The sequence below is a fragment of the Hyunsoonleella rubra genome, from assembly GCF_042684665.1.
Taxonomy (GTDB): Bacteria; Bacteroidota; Bacteroidia; order Flavobacteriales; family Flavobacteriaceae; genus Jejuia; species Jejuia rubra.
This window is the reverse complement of the sequence record NZ_JBHULY010000024.1, coordinates 1-15,852: the sequence shown is the minus strand read 5'-3', so window position 1 is coordinate 15,852 and position 15,852 is coordinate 1. Positions and strand designations below refer to the sequence as shown.

General features: G+C 37.6%; 15 protein-coding genes and 1 pseudogene. 12 read left to right on the top strand and 4 right to left on the bottom strand.

Features of this window, described 5'->3' with window-relative positions; all coding sequences use genetic code 11:
* Window positions 1-51: 51 nt before the first annotated feature.
* From ACFSR8_RS10530 to ACFSR8_RS10485, 10 genes are all read left to right on the top strand, one after another.
* The gene (locus tag ACFSR8_RS10530; RefSeq protein WP_380291795.1) at window positions 52-780 is read left to right on the top strand and encodes a hypothetical protein; all 729 of its coding nucleotides are present in this window, start codon (window positions 52-54) and stop codon (window positions 778-780) included.
* Between the two features lie 57 nt (window positions 781-837).
* On the top strand, window positions 838-2,379 hold the full coding sequence (locus tag ACFSR8_RS10525) for a helicase HerA-like domain-containing protein (protein ID WP_380291793.1): 1,542 nt from the start codon (window positions 838-840) through the stop codon (window positions 2,377-2,379).
* A 66-nt stretch (window positions 2,380-2,445) separates the two neighbouring features.
* A complete protein-coding gene (locus ACFSR8_RS10520; protein WP_380291791.1) occupies window positions 2,446-3,000 on the top strand; it encodes a hypothetical protein in 555 nt (184 codons plus the stop codon).
* 4 nt (window positions 3,001-3,004) lie between these two features.
* Window positions 3,005-3,979: a YitT family protein gene (locus ACFSR8_RS10515; RefSeq protein ID WP_380291789.1), complete on the top strand. Its 975-nt coding sequence runs from the start codon at window positions 3,005-3,007 to the stop codon at window positions 3,977-3,979.
* A gap of 1 nt (window position 3,980) precedes the next feature.
* On the top strand, window positions 3,981-4,346 hold the full coding sequence (locus ACFSR8_RS10510; RefSeq protein ID WP_380291787.1) for a cupin domain-containing protein: 366 nt from the start codon (window positions 3,981-3,983) through the stop codon (window positions 4,344-4,346).
* Window positions 4,347-5,174 carry an alpha/beta fold hydrolase gene (locus ACFSR8_RS10505; RefSeq protein ID WP_380291785.1) on the top strand — a complete coding sequence of 276 codons (828 nt, stop codon included), beginning with the start codon at window positions 4,347-4,349 and terminating at the stop codon, window positions 5,172-5,174.
* A gap of 20 nt (window positions 5,175-5,194) precedes the next feature.
* Window positions 5,195-5,956 (top strand): 23S rRNA pseudouridine(2604) synthase RluF, encoded by a 762-nt coding sequence (gene rluF / locus ACFSR8_RS10500; RefSeq protein WP_380291783.1) that lies wholly within the window; start codon window positions 5,195-5,197, stop codon window positions 5,954-5,956.
* Between the two features lie 149 nt (window positions 5,957-6,105).
* Window positions 6,106-7,653, top strand: a complete 1,548-nt coding sequence (locus tag ACFSR8_RS10495) for a leucine-rich repeat domain-containing protein (RefSeq protein ID WP_380291781.1) — start codon at window positions 6,106-6,108, stop codon at window positions 7,651-7,653.
* A gap of 128 nt (window positions 7,654-7,781) precedes the next feature.
* Window positions 7,782-9,617, top strand: coding sequence for a tetratricopeptide repeat-containing sensor histidine kinase (locus ACFSR8_RS10490; protein WP_380291779.1), 1,836 nt, complete (start codon window positions 7,782-7,784; stop codon window positions 9,615-9,617).
* Entirely contained in the window at window positions 9,617-10,360 is a 744-nt protein-coding gene (locus ACFSR8_RS10485; protein ID WP_380291777.1) for a LytR/AlgR family response regulator transcription factor, read from the top strand. Before ACFSR8_RS10490 ends, ACFSR8_RS10485 begins: the two co-directional genes overlap by 1 nt.
* A 25-nt stretch (window positions 10,361-10,385) precedes the next feature.
* Here the strand turns inward: ACFSR8_RS10485 and ACFSR8_RS10480 are convergent.
* A pseudogene (locus tag ACFSR8_RS10480) lies at window positions 10,386-10,511 on the bottom strand (bifunctional 5,10-methylene-tetrahydrofolate dehydrogenase/5,10-methylene-tetrahydrofolate cyclohydrolase); the annotation flags it as partial.
* A 231-nt stretch (window positions 10,512-10,742) separates the two neighbouring features.
* On the opposite strand from ACFSR8_RS10480, the gene ACFSR8_RS10475 reads away from it, so the two are divergent.
* Both ACFSR8_RS10475 and ACFSR8_RS10470 read left to right on the top strand, forming a co-directional pair.
* Window positions 10,743-11,318, top strand: coding sequence for a hypothetical protein (locus ACFSR8_RS10475; RefSeq protein WP_380291775.1), 576 nt, complete (start codon window positions 10,743-10,745; stop codon window positions 11,316-11,318).
* 31 nt (window positions 11,319-11,349) lie between these two features.
* The gene (locus tag ACFSR8_RS10470; RefSeq protein ID WP_380291773.1) at window positions 11,350-12,267 is read left to right on the top strand and encodes a hypothetical protein; all 918 of its coding nucleotides are present in this window, start codon (window positions 11,350-11,352) and stop codon (window positions 12,265-12,267) included.
* A 60-nt stretch (window positions 12,268-12,327) separates the two neighbouring features.
* Here ACFSR8_RS10470 and folD read toward each other — a convergent pair whose 3' ends face one another.
* From folD to ffh, 3 genes are all read right to left on the bottom strand, one after another.
* Window positions 12,328-13,206, bottom strand: coding sequence for a bifunctional methylenetetrahydrofolate dehydrogenase/methenyltetrahydrofolate cyclohydrolase FolD (gene folD / locus ACFSR8_RS10465; RefSeq protein ID WP_380291771.1), 879 nt, complete (start codon window positions 13,204-13,206; stop codon window positions 12,328-12,330).
* A 115-nt stretch (window positions 13,207-13,321) separates the two neighbouring features.
* Window positions 13,322-13,696, bottom strand: coding sequence for a four helix bundle protein (locus ACFSR8_RS10460; protein ID WP_380291769.1), 375 nt, complete (start codon window positions 13,694-13,696; stop codon window positions 13,322-13,324).
* A 37-nt stretch (window positions 13,697-13,733) separates the two neighbouring features.
* Window positions 13,734-15,062, bottom strand: a complete 1,329-nt coding sequence (gene ffh, locus ACFSR8_RS10455; protein WP_380291767.1) for a signal recognition particle protein — start codon at window positions 15,060-15,062, stop codon at window positions 13,734-13,736.
* Window positions 15,063-15,852 lie beyond the last annotated feature (790 nt).

Sequence of the window (15,852 nt, the reverse complement as noted above, 5' to 3'; positions counted from 1 at the left end):
TATCTTTACGTCGATTTTTAGTATAAATTGCTAATCTCTCAAACCCCGAGAATGAACAAAATAGCCTATGTGCTCGTGCTTTTTATTGCCTTTTGCCACCTTGGTTTAGCCCAAGTAGGCATTGGCACGACCAACCCTGACGCCTCGTCGGTATTGCATATCGAATCGACAGATAAGGGTGTTCTAATTCCCAGATTAACTACGGCCCAGATTAATGCTATTGCCAATCCGGCGAATGGTCTTATGGTCTACAACACCGATATTGGTGAATTTCAATTTAATTGCGGCACTTTAGTAACTCCGGATTGGAGCAAAATTTCCCATAATAGTTCCGTAAAATACAGCAATACAGACACGGCAACCAACATCAATAATAATGGAGCCTACACCAACGTTCCCATTTTTGGTAATTTAGAATGGAACGATGATACGACACTGTATAACCAAGCTGGAAATACATTAACTGTCAATACTTCAGGCCGATATCGCATAACGGTAAATATTGCGTACAGAGTACCCGCTATTGGAGGTAATACCGATCAAAGAGTTTCTGTTGAGGCCCAAATAACCATTGATGGCACACCGGCCGGAACTATCGGAAACACTGGATACGTTAGACATGCCAACAACCAATTAGAGGCTTCGTTGCACATTACCGAGGTTTTTAATATTGCCGCTGGGCAAACTATCAGCGTACAGACGATTAGAGGTGGTAATTCAGCTCCCGCAGTTATGCGTAGCGCAGGCACCTCCAATATCTACATTGAAAGAATAAAATAATACCATCCCCTCCAATTTTTTGGCAATTTCCTGTATTTTTATGCAAAATTGAAGCATATGAGTACGAAGGACAAGGATACCTTTTTTGAATATATTACTGAGGGCAACGCAACCAAAGGCGATTTTATCCCGATTGGCGCCGCAATGTTGGATGGTGAAACGATTACTGGAGCACACGTCAAGATTCCTCTTAAAACCATGAACCGCCACGGCTTAATTGCGGGGGCAACAGGAACGGGAAAAACAAAATCCCTTCAGGTTTTGGCTGAAAATTTAAGCGATAAAGGTGTGCCCGTACTTTTGATGGACATTAAAGGTGACCTGAGTGGATTGGCAAAACCCAGTCCCGGACACCCAAAAATAGATGAACGCCACGAAAAAATAGGACTGCCTTTTGAGCCAAAATCCTTCCCCGTTGAAATTTTGACTTTATCCGAGCAGGATGGGGTTCGACTTCGAGCGACTGTGAGTGAATTTGGCCCAGTATTATTGTCCAGAATTTTGGATTTAAGCGAAACCCAATCAGGTGTAGTTGCAGTGCTGTTTCAATATTGCGACGACAATAAATTACCAGTCCTTGATTTAAAAGATTTTAAAAAGATTCTACATTATGCCACAAAGGAAGGCAAGGAAGAGTTTACCGAAGCTTATGGACGTATTTCGACCGCTTCAACAGGAGCCATTCTTCGGAAAATTATAGAATTAGAGCAACAGGGCGCAGATTTATTTTTTGGCGAAACTTCTTTTGAAGTCGATGATTTACTCCGAATTAATGAAGAAGGCAGGGGCTATATCAATATCATCCGATTGACGGATATTCAGGATAGGCCAAAACTGTTTTCAACCTTCATGTTGAGTTTATTAGGCGAAATTTACTCCACATTTCCTGAACAAGGTGATAGTGGCAGACCCGAACTTGTGATTTTTATAGACGAAGCCCATTTGATTTTCAACGAGGCTTCCAAGGCGCTCTTAAATCAAATAGAAAGCATCGTAAAACTCATTCGTAGTAAAGGGGTTGGGTTATATTTTGTGACCCAAAACCCAACCGATGTACCAGAGGCTGTTTTGGGGCAGTTGGGTTTAAAAGTGCAGCATGCGCTAAGGGCATTTACGGCAAAAGACAGAAAAGCGATAAAATTAACGGCGCAAAACTACCCCGATTCGGATTATTACGATACCACCGAAGTATTGACCTCCTTAGGAATTGGTGAAGCTTTGGTCTCTGCTTTGGACGAAAAAGGACGCCCTACTCCTTTGGCCGCCACAATGATGCGCGCACCGATGAGCCGAATGGACGTCTTGACCGAAACTGAACTGGCTTCCCTTCTGTCCAAATCAAAATTGGCTAAAAAATATAATGAAACCATTGACAGGGAAAGCGCATACGAACTGCTTAATGAAAAGATAAAAAAGGCTGAAGACGAAGAGGCAAAAGAAAAAGCTAGAAAGGAAAAAGAAGAACTGGAAAAGGCCGAAGCAAAACGAAAAACATCGTCCAAAAGAAGAAGCACTCGAATGAATCCTGTGGTTAAGGTATTGACCAGTGCCACTTTTATTCGAAGTGTTTTTGGTATCCTGACCAAAGTAATGAAATAGCGATTCCGTTTACAAAAATTGAAATTTCGAAATACCAGAAACCCTAAATCTCAAAATGTAAAATTTATGACCCGAAACATTTTATATAGTATTTGCATTCTATTCATTGTGATTTCCTGTAAAAAAGAACAGGATCCATTCGAAATCTCAAAACGGCATGTTGGACCATTGACAGATTCTACATTGGTGAAAGATATTGAATGGGTTTTTAAAACCGATTCCGTGGTAAAACGCGTCGGAGGCGATGAATTCACTGGAAATAAAAATCAAATCGAAATCTATGAAAAGGGCGGAAAACATTTATTATCCCTAACCCCTTCCCAGGCTTTAGATTCTGTTTCTGTAATTGAAACCGTTCAGATTATGGACGAGCGCTTTAAAACGGATAAAAATATTTCAGCATTAAGCACTTTTAAGGACATCTCGGATAACTATAAAATTTCGAGGATTGACAACCTTATTAATTCTATCGTAGTGACCGTGAACAGTATCAACGCCAGTTTCACTATCGACAAAAAAGAGCTACCCCCAAATTTAAGGTTCGATATGGACCTAAACATTGAAGCTACGCATATACCGGATAAAGCAAAGGTTAAGTACTTTTTCATTAACTGGCACTAAACATATGAACCCCTTTTTATCAAAAATATTAGTAGATGTTGCCCGGAATAGGCTCAAGAAAAAGGCGCCCAACAAACCTATTACGAAAAAAGAAATAGTGCCATTGGTAAGGCGTTTGGAAGTGGAGCTATCCCATACACTAAGTGAGTATTTCTTTATGATTATTGGGGTATTCTCAGCAGGTTTTGGGCTTAAAGGGTTTCTCCTTCCCAATAGTTTTATTGACGGGGGCGCCACGGGTATTTCACTTTTATTAGAGAATATCACTTCCATAAATCTGGGCATACTGCTCATATTAGTAAATATTCCTTTCATCATACTTGCCTCAAGGACTGTAAGTTTAAAATTTGCTATCCGCAGTATTATTGCTATTTCCTGCTTGGCCGTCGTAGTGCACTATGTCGATTATCCAATCATTACAAATGACAAGCTCCTCATTGCAATTTTCGGTGGGTTCTTTTTGGGACTAGGCATCGGAATGTCCATGCGAGGCCGAAGCGTAATTGACGGCACCGAAGTTTTGGCCATTTATTTAAGCCGAAAATTATCGGTTACTGTTGGTGACGTCTTGTTAATAATTAACATCATTATATTTTCTTTTGGCGCCTATATTTTATCAATTGAAACCGCACTTTACGCTATTTTAACCTATTTGGCCGCTGCCAGAACCGTAGATTTTGTGGTTGAAGGTGTGGAGGAATATGTGGGACTTACCATTATTTCTGAAAAACATGAGGAAATCAGAATGATGCTTATTAAAAAATTAGGACGTGCCTGTACGGTTTATATGGGTAAAGGAGGCTATGGAAAAACCGGTGAAAGCTTTGAAAAGGATATTATTTACACCGTTGTGACCCGACTAGAACTTCCCAGATTAAAAACCGAAATTGATAAAATTGACAGAAAGGCATTCTTAATTATGGGCATAGTGAAGGATATCAAAGGGGGTATGATAAAGAAAAAACCTTTCAAGGATTAGAATGAAGAAGAGATATACCGTTCAAAATAATCCCTTTGTGGTTCCGACAAATGATGGGAAAATCATAAAAGAGCATTTTGGAAATGCCACCGATGGAAACCCAGAAATTAGCATAGCTCATATGAAAGCTCCACCCGGTTGGAGTGAGCCTTTTCAAACCCCCAAGTTTGATGAATATACATTTATCATCAGCGGAAAAAAGCAGTTTATTATTGATGGCGAAACCATAGTTTTGGAAGCAGGGCAATCCATTAAAATTGAAAAAAACACCAGAATTCAATATTCCAACCCCTTTGATCAAGTTTGTGAATACATCGCTATTTGCACCCCAGCCTTTTCAATGGATCTAGTAAACCGGGAAGATTAAATGGAAAAATATCTTCCCAGAATAATTGGAAGTTTTGTAAACTTTCTCAGCTATTTTTCATCGAAATATGCAGCCAAATTGGCCGTTAAAGTATTTTCAACACCACGAAAGGGCAGGCTAGATAAAGAGGCATTCGACTACCTTCAAAGTGCATCTATCCAAGATTTAAACCATGATGACTTTTCATTTAGAACTTACCATTGGAAAGGTTCAAAAGCGACAGTTTTATTGGTTCACGGTTGGGAAAGCAATGCCTTCCGATGGAAGGACTTAATAGAACTTTTAAAAAAAGAGGGGTATGCGATTATTGCGGTGGACGCCCCTGCACATGGTGCCTCCGGCAGTAAAACATTTAATGCAATTCTGTACTCTGAATGTATACACATGGTTATGGAGGCTTTTGATATTGATTATGTTGTAGGACATTCTGTTGGCGGTAATTCGGTTGCCTTGGCACTTCAGAGCTACAAAAAGCAATCCATAAAAAAGTTTGTAATTATGGGCTCCCCTTCCAATTTTGCAGGGCTTGTGCAACATTATGTGGATTTGATGGGTTATAACGGCAAGGTTATAAGTGGCATGCATGATTATTTTCTTGAACATTTTGGACATACTGTGGACCACTACAAAGCTTCCAATTTCTTGGGCAAAATCGAAGCCGAAGGGCTAATCATTCATGACAAAATGGATGATGTGATTCCGTTTAAGAATGCCCTTGAAAACTATAGGGCATATCCCAATGCCAAGTTGATAAAAACTGAAAGTTTGGGCCACCGATTGCGCTCTTATAAAGTGTATGGCTATATTCTCGACTTTCTAAACGACTAAGTTTATCGTACTTTTACGCCATGGCAGAATCACCTTTAAAACGTATCAATAAATATTTAAGTGAAGTAGGCTATTGCTCCCGCAGGGAAGCGGACAAGCTTATTGAAGCCGGACGCGTGACTATCAATGGTAAAGTACCGGAAATGGGTACAAAAATTGCTCCGGGAGATGTGGTCGCCGTGGATGGAAAAACCATTAAAAACACTAAAGAATCCTTTGTTTATCTGGCCTTCAACAAACCTGTGGGGATTGTTTGTACCACAGATACTTCGGTTGAAAAAGACAATATTATTGATTTTATCAATTACCCAAAACGCATTTTCCCTATCGGAAGATTGGACAAACCCAGCGAAGGTTTAATTCTTCTAACGGATGATGGGGATATCGTCAATAAAATTCTTCGTGCCAGTAATAATCACGAAAAAGAATATGTAGTTACGGTGGACCAACCTATTTCGCAAACGTTTATCAATCGTATGAGCGGGGGCATTTATCTTGAGGAATTGAAGCAAACCACCAAAAAGTGTAAAGTTGAAAAACTGAGTACTTTCAAATTTAAAATTGTCCTGACACAAGGTCTCAACCGACAAATCAGACGCATGTGCTATTATTTGAACTATGAGGTAAAAACCTTGAAGCGGGTTCGTATTATGAATATTACATTAGATATTCCTGAAGGACAATATCGTGAGTTGACTGAAAATGAGTTTTCAGAACTTCAAAAACTTTTAAGAGATTCTTCAAAAACCTTCAAATCTAAAAAAGGCAATAACCAAGTCTAAAATTTCTTTTGTCTTTTACATGAAATCCCGAAAAATGGCGAATATCAAGCCAATGTCAACGGATATAACTCCAAACATATCGAAAAAACATTCACCCTATTTTGCGTTAAACCACACGCTTACTTTCGTACCATTATTAACCCAAATTTATGGTACTCATGAAAAAACAACTACTCTTTTTAAACGTATTACTAATTACATTTATAAGCTATTCCCAAACATTTTTCGTTCAAGATACAAATGGCAATATGCTAAGATATAGTGTAACATCAAGCAATACTGCATCTCTCATCACAGGGAGTACAATTAATAATACTAGCGTAGCAATACATGCATCTGTTACAAATGGTGGTACAACATATAACGTTACCAGTCTTGGCAGTAACGCCCTTAGTAGTTCGCCCATAACTAATGTAAGTATACCAAATACAGTAACAAGTATTGAGCAAGGAGCCTTTAACAATACTAATTTAACCTCAGTAGTTTTACCTAGCAACTTACAAACTATCGGTGATTATGCCTTTGGAAGTAACCAATTAACTGGGCTTACGATACCTAGTAGTGTTACCAGTATTGGTAGTAGTGCATTTAGAGACAATAATGGTTTAACCTCCGTTACAGTGTTAGCAACCGTACCACCCACTATAACAACTGCAAGCAACCAAAATGATACATTCTATGATACCCAAACTCAAGACCGTAGCGATATTGATTTAACAATCCCTGCCGGCACAACAGGAGCTTATGTTACGGATGCTGGTGCACTCTGGACGGGTTTTAATACTGTTACTGAAAATTTAAATGTAGGCAATACTTATGTTTATGACTATATTACTTATCAGGTAATTTCGGTTGCCAACAGTACGGTTAGAGCTTTTGATTATAATACAGCAGGCGGAACTGTTGTAAATATTCCAGCTACCATACCAAATGGATTAATAACATATACTGTTACCGAAATAGGAAATAATGCTTTTCAAAGTAATAATTTAACTAGTGTAACCTTGCCAAATACACTTACGTATATCGGCGAAAGTGCATTCTTTATAAATAATTTAACATCGCTTACAATTCCAGATAGTGTTATTAATATTGACGATGGTGCCTTTGCTAATAGTCAAAACTTGACTAATCTTGTGTTAGGAAATAATCTTACTACTATTGGGGACTTTTCTTTTCGTTTTTGTCCTATAAATGACATAACTATACCTGCGAGTGTTACCAATATAGGTGTAATTGCCTTTGGAGGTCTTGGAGGTAATGAAGCTATCATGGACATATACTGTCTGGGTTCAATCCCGCCAACTATTGCAACTGATACTAACCTCAATGCAGATACATTTAACCAAAGCCGTAGCACCATTCATCTACACATTCCCCCGGGCACTATTGATGCATATGTTACAGACCCAGGAGCCTTATGGACAGGGTTTAATCCTGTAACCCAAGACGCGTCTTTGAGCACTTCTGATTTTGCGCTAGAACATGACATCAAAATCATTTCAAGTTCAAATCAAATTGAGGTGAAACACTCTAAAAGCATAAAATTAAAAGGCTTTACTGTTTACAGTATGTCTGGAGCAAAAGTTTTTGAAGGGAACATAACTACGTTCGCAACCGAAGCACTTTCAAAAGGCATTTATATTTTAGAATTAAAGTTTGATAAAGGCAGCATTGCAAAAAAATTCATAAAGTAGATAATAGGCATGGACTGCTCTACTTTTTAGGCATATCCGCTTTTTACTAACCGCAGGCATTTTAATAAATAGCTTGCGGTTAGTTATTAAATATATTGTTAATTAGCGTTTTGATCGTTCAGTTTTATATGAAACCTTTCTTGGCTCCTCTCATAACTTTAGTGCTCTGTTTATCATGCTCCACAGGTATACTATCGCAGAGCAAAGCAATTGATAGCCTAAAAAAAGTGTTGGCCAACAAAACATTTGACAACAAGAAAAGTATTTCGTCCACTCTTAGGACATTAGGAGTAGCATATTTTGAAATAGGTGAATTTACACAAGCGCTAAGTTACTATGAAAAAGCACTGAAAATCAGCAAAGAAACGAATGACGAGGCTTCAACTTCTCGATGTTTAATGAACATTGGCAATGTACATTTGTCCAATGGAAACTATCCCGTTGCCATAGATTACCTAAATCAATCCCTGAAAATCAGTGAAAGGATCAATGATACCTTAATGATATCATTCTCTCTGAACAATTTAGGGCTCATTTATAGGAACTTGGAAAACTTTGAAAAAGCAATATCCTTTTCGGAAAAGGCTCTGGAAATACAAAAGAATATTGGCAATAAAAAAGGTATGGCCGAAACACTTAATAGTTTGGGACTGTTATATATTAAAATCAAAGACTATGAAAAAGCTAAAAAAACTTTAAAAGAAGCATTAACCATAAGTCAAAACATTAATAGCGAATACATTGAAGGTTTCACTTTAAATAATATTGGATATGTTTATTTGAATTTGAAAGATTACGATAAGTCGCTCGAATATTATATAAAAGCAAAAAAAATCAATTTGGATATTAATGGAAAAAGAGCTTTAACCGTCTCATATTATGGTTTGGCAAAAGCTTTAACCCATAAAAAAGAATTCAACAAAGCACTACCAATAGCATTAAAAAGCCTTCAGTTCTCACAAGAACTAAACATGCTTGGGTTTGAAAAAGATATTCAAGAATTACTCTCCATTATTTATCAAAATACTGGTAATTATAAAGAGGCATTAACAAGCTACAAACAGTATAGAACTCTTAACGACAGTTTATTCAATAAAAAAAATACAGAAAAAATAGCTCAATTAGAAGCCGAATATAAATATCAACAAGCATTAGACTCTGCGAGTATAAGAGAACTTAAACTTACAGAACAAGTTTCTGCTACAAGTAGAGATTTAGCAAAATCCAAACAAAACTATCTATGGGCTATTATTGGGGTTTTACTTATTTCAATAATTCTGGGCTCTACAATTTTCTTTCAAAAATTTAAAACCATTAAGGCTAAAAACTATACTATTGCCACAGAGCAAAAGTTATTACGCAGCCAAATGACACCGCATTTTATCTTTAATTCATTATCTGTGCTACAGGGCATGATTTTAAATAAAGAAGAAAAAAAGTCTGTCAGTTATTTATCAAAATTTTCTAAATTGATGCGAATTACTTTAGAAAACTCAAGAGACAAACTTGTATTACTCTCCCAAGAACTATTGGCCATAGAAAATTATTTATCCCTTCAAAATTTAGAAAATGATGCTTATCAATCTAAAATTACGGTTGATGATAGTATTGATAGCGACAAATATTTGGTTCCACCAATGCTCATGCAACCTTTTGTTGAAAATGCCGTAGAACATGCATTTAATAACGAACAGTCTATCAAAACTATTGACATTCATTTAAATTATTCCAACAAAAATTTAATATGTACAATCACAGATAATGGTATTGGCATAAATGCCCAAAAAGGAATTAAAAATGCTAATAAAACCTCTCTATCTACTGCTATTACTTCAGAACGATTAAAAATATTATCAAAAGATTTAAAAGTAAACGGATGGGTCACTATTGAAGACAGACACAAGTATAACGCTCAAGGTACTTTGGTTACCTTAGTAATACCATATAAATTAGTTGAAACCTAATGAAAGCACTAATAGTTGAAGATAAGGCATACAATAGAAAAGGGCTTCTAAACTTACTACAACATGTAGAAGTAGAGATTGAAGTAATAGGAGAATGTGCCAATGTTAAAGATGCTGTTACTGTTGCAAATGCCTGCAAACCCGAATTGATTTTTTTGGACATCAACCTAACCGATGGTACAGGATTCGAGTTTTTAGAACAAACCGAGCATCTTAATTTTAAAGTGATTTTTATAACTGCTTATGAAGAATATGCTCTTAAAGCCTTGAAATCTGGGGCTGTAGATTATATTTTGAAGCCCATAGATATTGAAGAGCTACAAACAGCATTATTAAAAGTTGAAAAAACAACCGTTGAAAAACAAAAACAGCAGATAAAAACAACCAAAGCCTTATGGCATCCTGATGACTTAAAGCTAATACTGTCTCTCTATGATAGCTTTCAGGTAATTGATTTAAACGAATTAATATATTGCGAATCAGACAAGGGCTATACTACATTTTATTGTAATAACAACAAAAAATATGTAGTCTCAAAAACACTAAAAGCTTTTGATGAGCAACTTACCAAAGCTAATTTTTCGCGTCCGCACCAGTCCTTTATGGTGAACTTAAAATTTATCGACAAATACGATAAATCTGGAGTTATTCATTTAAAAAATGGAAAGAAAATACCAGTATCTTCTCGGAAAAAAGACCATTTTTTAAATACTTTTTTAAGTTGGAACAATGCCAACCTTTAAAAAGGCAACAAATAATTAAAGAAATTTAACCGTGTCTTTCCCTCGCTAATAAGGTGTTTTTAAGTAGCATAGCAATCGTCATTGGCCCCACGCCTCCGGGCACAGGTGTAATATAACTTGCTTTTTTACTCACGCTTTCAAACTCTACATTTAAATTCCAATACAAATTATTTTAAAACTTGAAATCACTTCTCCTTAGTCTTCGCAAGAAAAAGAAAGCCTTTTCGACACAAAATCCTTTCAATCCAAAAAAATCTAGCCATACAAAAAATACCTAAAACTGGGTATTGCCCAAACTACTTCCTGAGTTTATATTTACAATGTTATCAATCAAGAGTTGACTTGATTATATAATCAAATTTTTAATCTTAAAATTTAAATTATGAAAAAAAAACACCTCTCATTTTCCCTATTATTGCTTTTAACATTCAATTTGAGTTCATTCTGCCAAGAAGTCGAAAAGACTTTTGTTCCTTATATCATGATTGATGGTAAAATTGAAAATTTTGAACGAGCAACATCAAAAATGGAATCCAAAGCCATAGGGTTTGGATACGGTGGAGCAAATACTTACTTGACTATATTTAATAGTAAAAATTCTCCAGTAAGGTTCAAATCTAGTGATTTGCCAAAATTTATAATTCAACTTGATAAAGGAACAGACCCTTTAGACCTAGTTGTAATTTCCAAGGCAGATGTGGTCAAAAAACGTAAAACTTACCGTCGTTTTGTCCAGCAAGGGGTAAACGGTTTTGGTGGAGGCGCAAAAGATATGAGCAACTATTTCACCATTCCAAAGCTAAAAAAAATAAAGGAGAACCTATACGAAATGGTTTTTGAGAAACCCTTTGAACCGGGTGAATACTCTTTTCTTCCCATATACAAAGGAATAGAAGCCGGCAACATAATGACTACTTCTAATGGATTTAGAATTTACTGCTTTGGCATCGATGAATAAACTTTAATTAACCACCAAAAACACGAATATCATGAAAAAACTTAGACTATTACCCCTACTTGCCCTAATCGTCTGTCTATACTTTATAGGCTGCAGTACTGATGAAAATGAAGGTGAATCAGGAATTAGCAATTCGGCACAAGTAGCCTCATTAATGAATGAAAACTTGGTTTTACCACCTGGGGCATTCACGGTAAATCCTGAAAATGTTACTACCGATAACAGCATAACTATTGGAACCTCAAACGGGGTAACACCAATTAATTCTGGCCAACAAATGACTAATCAAATAAGTTTTAATGCACCAGACGGCAATGTAAATGCTGTTGGGATGCGATTTGGCACGAACGGCCCCATTTACTTTGTACCTATAAATACTGGAGGAGCTACTTCAGGAACTGGGTCTTTTGATTTTTTGATCAATGCCGGAATTTGCAACGACCTATCAAGGATCTGTCATGACATAAAATGCTATGAATTTGCGCAAACTACCTCGGGTGCCATTTCAAGAAGCAACATTCGAGATGTAGCAATGCTTTGCGGCAATTGTGATGAACCCTCTTGTCAGGGCTTAGTTGATCCATCTGATTGCCCTCCGTCTATAGGAAGCGGTAGCTTTAGCTCATCCATCTCTGGAAATCAGTCTGGTAATGCAGGTTGCGACTCTGGGACTATAGGAGTAGTTAACAGTACTTGGGTGCTTGCAACAGCCAACCTACCTTTTAGCGGAACCGTAAACTTTAATTCAAACTATTATACGGGTAATTGCACCACCTGTCCGGCGTTGCAAATTTCAGATGTTTCTGGAAATGCATATGTAGCTGTAAATGGTTCTGGTTCTTGGAGCGGCAATGTATTTAGTTTTAATGCTACCTTAAAAAACATCCTTGACCTTGCCGGCGGAGGGACCTCTTATAATATAACAGGCTCAGTAAACTGCAACAATTAAACAGAAAATCCTAACAAAACAAAACCAATAGTCCATAAATTTTATATGGATTATTGGTTTTTAGTTTGTATACCCTTCTCTAGCCAACAACGTATTCTTCAACAACATAGCAATCGTCATTGGCCCCACACCTCCAGGCACAGGCGTAATATAACTTGCCTTTTTACTAACACTTTCAAACTCCACATCGCCGGCCAGTCTGTAGCCACTCTTTTTGGTTTGGTCTGGAACCCTTGTAATGCCAACATCAATAATTACCGCATCTTCTTTTACCATTTCCCCAGTTAAAAACTCCGAAATACCTATGGCCGCCACAATAATATCCGCTCCCCTAGTGATTTCGTTTAGGTTTTTTGAACGGCTATGCACCACAGTAACCGTTGCATCTCCAGCCGGACGTTTTTGGCTCATCAAAATACTCATCGGGCGACCGACGATGTGGCTACGTCCCATAACTACCACGTTTTTGCCAGAGGTTTCAATTTGATAGCGTTCCAACAATTCCATGATACCGTATGGCGTTGCAGGTAAAAATGTTGGTAAATCCAATGCCATTCTTCCAACATTAGTAGGATGGAATCCGTCCACATCCTTGTCGGGGTCAACTGCCATTAGCACTTTTTGCTCATCGATTTGCTCTGGTAAGGGCAACTGCACGATAAAGCCATCGATGTCATCATTGTTATTTAGAAAATGAATCTTTTCCAAAAGCTCTTCTTCAGAAGTATATTCTGGCATTTCAATCAGCGTCGATTTAAAACCAATACGTTCGCAAGCTTTCACCTTGGCATTCACGTAGGTCATACTTGCTCCATCGGAGCCCACCAAAATAGCCGCCAAATGGGGTACTTTTTCACCTTTTGAAATCATGGATTGCACGTGTTCCGCGATTTCGTTTTTTATATCGTTGCTTACTTTTTTACCGTCTAAAATTGTCATTCTTTAAAGTTTTCAGTCGCAGTCGCAGTCGCAGTATTACTCTGACGGCTTACTCATGCGGATAATAAGTTTTCAGTCGCAGTGACAGTTTACAATTGCTTACTCTTGCTAATAACTAGTTTTCAAATGCAACTCCAAACTTCCCAGGATTGTTAATCATATAGTTAATTAGTTTTCCAATCTCTTCTACTTGCTTTGAAAAATTAGAATGTATCTCTTTCGAAATATATCCACAGGCCAAAGCAAAATCTAACCAAGTACTTGTTTCCGAGTTTTCACCATCGGCATCAGTCAACTTACTTATAAAATGCTTTGGATATCTTCTCTTCCTGTAAGCTTCAGAAATATTAGCACACACAGATCGAGAACTTCTTCTTATTTGGTCAGTAAGTGAATACGTCTCTTCCTTTGGAAAGGATTTTGAAACATCAAATATCTCCATCGATAAATCAAATCCTTTTTTATAAGCTAATAATTCCTTAAAATCCATAAACCACTGAAAACTGAGACTGAGACTGCATACTAAATCATCGCATCCCCTTCATCATCTGCATCATTTTTTTGCCACCGCCACCTTGCATCATTTTCATCATCTTACTCATTTGATTGAATTGCTTTAAAAGCTGATTCACCTCCTGGACCGTAGTTCCAGAACCTTTGGCTACACGCTTTTTTCTGCTTGCATTTAAAACCGATGGATTTGAACGTTCCTTTGGAGTCATTGAGTGGATGATCGCTTCGATACCTTTAAAAGCATCGTCGTCGATATCGATATCCTTCATCATTTTTCCAGCACCTGGAATCATGCCAATAAGGTCTTTCATGTTCCCCATTTTTTTGATTTGCTGGATTTGTTTCAAGAAATCGTCAAAACCAAATTGATTCTTAGCAATTTTCTTTTGAAGTTTTCTCGCTTCTTCTTCATCAAACTGCTCTTGGGCACGTTCCACAAGGGATACCACATCCCCCATGCCCAAAATACGGTCAGCCATACGTGATGGATAGAACACATCAATGGCTTCCATTTTTTCACCCGTACCAATAAACTTTATGGGTTTATTAACCACAGATTTAATGGAAATTGCGGCACCACCTCGGGTATCTCCATCCAATTTCGTTAAAATGACACCATCAAAATTCAATACATCATTAAAGGCTTTGGCGGTATTGACGGCATCTTGACCCGTCATGGAATCCACAACAAACAAAGTTTCCTGAGGTTGGATGGCTGAGTGGATATTAGAAATCTCATTCATCATCACCTCATCCACCGCCAAACGTCCGGCGGTATCAATTATGACAACATTGAAACCATTAGCTTTGGCGTGGGCTATACCCGCTTGGGCGATAGCTACAGGGTCGTTGTTGCCCTTATCGCTATACACCTCAACATTGATTTGCTCACCAACGATATGCAACTGGTCGATCGCAGCAGGACGGTACACGTCACAGGCTACCAGAAGCGGTTTCTTAGTTTTTTTATTCTTTAGGTAATTGGCCAACTTTCCGGAAAACGTAGTTTTACCAGAACCTTGCAGGCCGGACATCAAAATAACGCTAGGCGTACCCGACAAATTAATGCCCTCGGCATCGCCACCCATCAATTCGGTTAGCTCATCCTTAACGATTTTCACCATTAACTGCCCTGGTTGCAAAGTAGTTAAAACGTTTTGCCCAAGTGCTTTTTCCTTGACTTTATTGGTAAATTCCTTGGCAATTTTAAAGTTAACGTCGGCATCCAATAAAGCACGTCTTACCTCTTTCAGGGTTTCGGCAACGTTTACCTCGGTAATACTGCCGTGTCCTTTTAAAACGTGTAAGGCTTTATCTAATTTTTCACTTAAATTATTGAACATATTTTTTAGTATTCAGTGTTCAGTATACAGTAGGCAGTTGCAGTTAGCAATCTCCTTTTCAATATTAAATTTTTGAGTTGCAAAAATAGCGAAATATTTGGTTTTTATGGGATTGAATTAGGCAATTACATAAAAGAAATGCACTTTGGTTTTATAAAATATTTAAGGTGATTTTTGGGTGCTTTGAATTTGACTTTATCAGAAAAAACAGCTAACTTCGTTTAACATTCGATAAACTTCATTAAAACGCAAGCTTATCTCTGAGTTGCCAACAATGCTGGAGCAAGTTTGCGGATTGAAAAAGGCTTGGTTTTATTTTCGATTCTTTTTTGAATTTTAAGGAAGTGAAAACAAAAAAAGTATGTTGCGGAATTCTGAAAATCACGCTGAGTTCCCACTCAAATGAGAAATGAAAAGCAACGTCGAAATTGCTCACTCAAAATCTGGCTGAATTGTAGAAATACGGAAAACGGAACGCAACCCAAAAATTGCGCCTGACTTCCACTCTGCCAAAAAAACGACAAATCGGACTTTTAGCAAGTTTGCGGAACTGAAAAACGGACAAACCAACTCAAACTCTGAAAAAAAAACAAAAAGCACAGTTGGCAACAACGGTAACCGTTGCGCAAGCCGCCATAAAAATCCATAATTTCTGCAACAGACTCGTTTTAAGGAGCTTCCGTTTTTGACCCCTCTGCTTTTTCCCCCGGATATTGGAGGGCTGCAATGGCCCTGTTTGGGCTCCAATAGCGGATTTTAGCCACAGATACGGCCAGCGTACCGTTCCGGC

What these genes read in the sequence shown, in the direction of transcription:
- ACFSR8_RS10530 (WP_380291795.1), top strand. Translation starts at nt 52, where the DNA reads ATGAACAAAATAGCCTATGTGCTCGTGCTTTTTATTGCCTTTTGCCAC.
- ACFSR8_RS10525 (WP_380291793.1), top strand. Translation starts at nt 838, where the DNA reads ATGAGTACGAAGGACAAGGATACCTTTTTTGAATATATTACTGAGGGC.
- ACFSR8_RS10520 (WP_380291791.1), top strand. Translation starts at nt 2,446, where the DNA reads ATGACCCGAAACATTTTATATAGTATTTGCATTCTATTCATTGTGATT.
- ACFSR8_RS10515 (WP_380291789.1), top strand. Translation starts at nt 3,005, where the DNA reads ATGAACCCCTTTTTATCAAAAATATTAGTAGATGTTGCCCGGAATAGG.
- ACFSR8_RS10510 (WP_380291787.1), top strand. Translation starts at nt 3,981, where the DNA reads ATGAAGAAGAGATATACCGTTCAAAATAATCCCTTTGTGGTTCCGACA.
- ACFSR8_RS10505 (WP_380291785.1), top strand. Translation starts at nt 4,347, where the DNA reads ATGGAAAAATATCTTCCCAGAATAATTGGAAGTTTTGTAAACTTTCTC.
- rluF (WP_380291783.1), top strand. Translation starts at nt 5,195, where the DNA reads ATGGCAGAATCACCTTTAAAACGTATCAATAAATATTTAAGTGAAGTA.
- ACFSR8_RS10495 (WP_380291781.1), top strand. Translation starts at nt 6,106, where the DNA reads ATGGTACTCATGAAAAAACAACTACTCTTTTTAAACGTATTACTAATT.
- ACFSR8_RS10490 (WP_380291779.1), top strand. Translation starts at nt 7,782, where the DNA reads ATGAAACCTTTCTTGGCTCCTCTCATAACTTTAGTGCTCTGTTTATCA.
- ACFSR8_RS10485 (WP_380291777.1), top strand. Translation starts at nt 9,617, where the DNA reads ATGAAAGCACTAATAGTTGAAGATAAGGCATACAATAGAAAAGGGCTT.
- ACFSR8_RS10475 (WP_380291775.1), top strand. Translation starts at nt 10,743, where the DNA reads ATGAAAAAAAAACACCTCTCATTTTCCCTATTATTGCTTTTAACATTC.
- ACFSR8_RS10470 (WP_380291773.1), top strand. Translation starts at nt 11,350, where the DNA reads ATGAAAAAACTTAGACTATTACCCCTACTTGCCCTAATCGTCTGTCTA.
- folD (WP_380291771.1), bottom strand. Translation starts at nt 13,206, where the DNA reads ATGACAATTTTAGACGGTAAAAAAGTAAGCAACGATATAAAAAACGAA.
- ACFSR8_RS10460 (WP_380291769.1), bottom strand. Translation starts at nt 13,696, where the DNA reads ATGGATTTTAAGGAATTATTAGCTTATAAAAAAGGATTTGATTTATCG.
- ffh (WP_380291767.1), bottom strand. Translation starts at nt 15,062, where the DNA reads ATGTTCAATAATTTAAGTGAAAAATTAGATAAAGCCTTACACGTTTTA.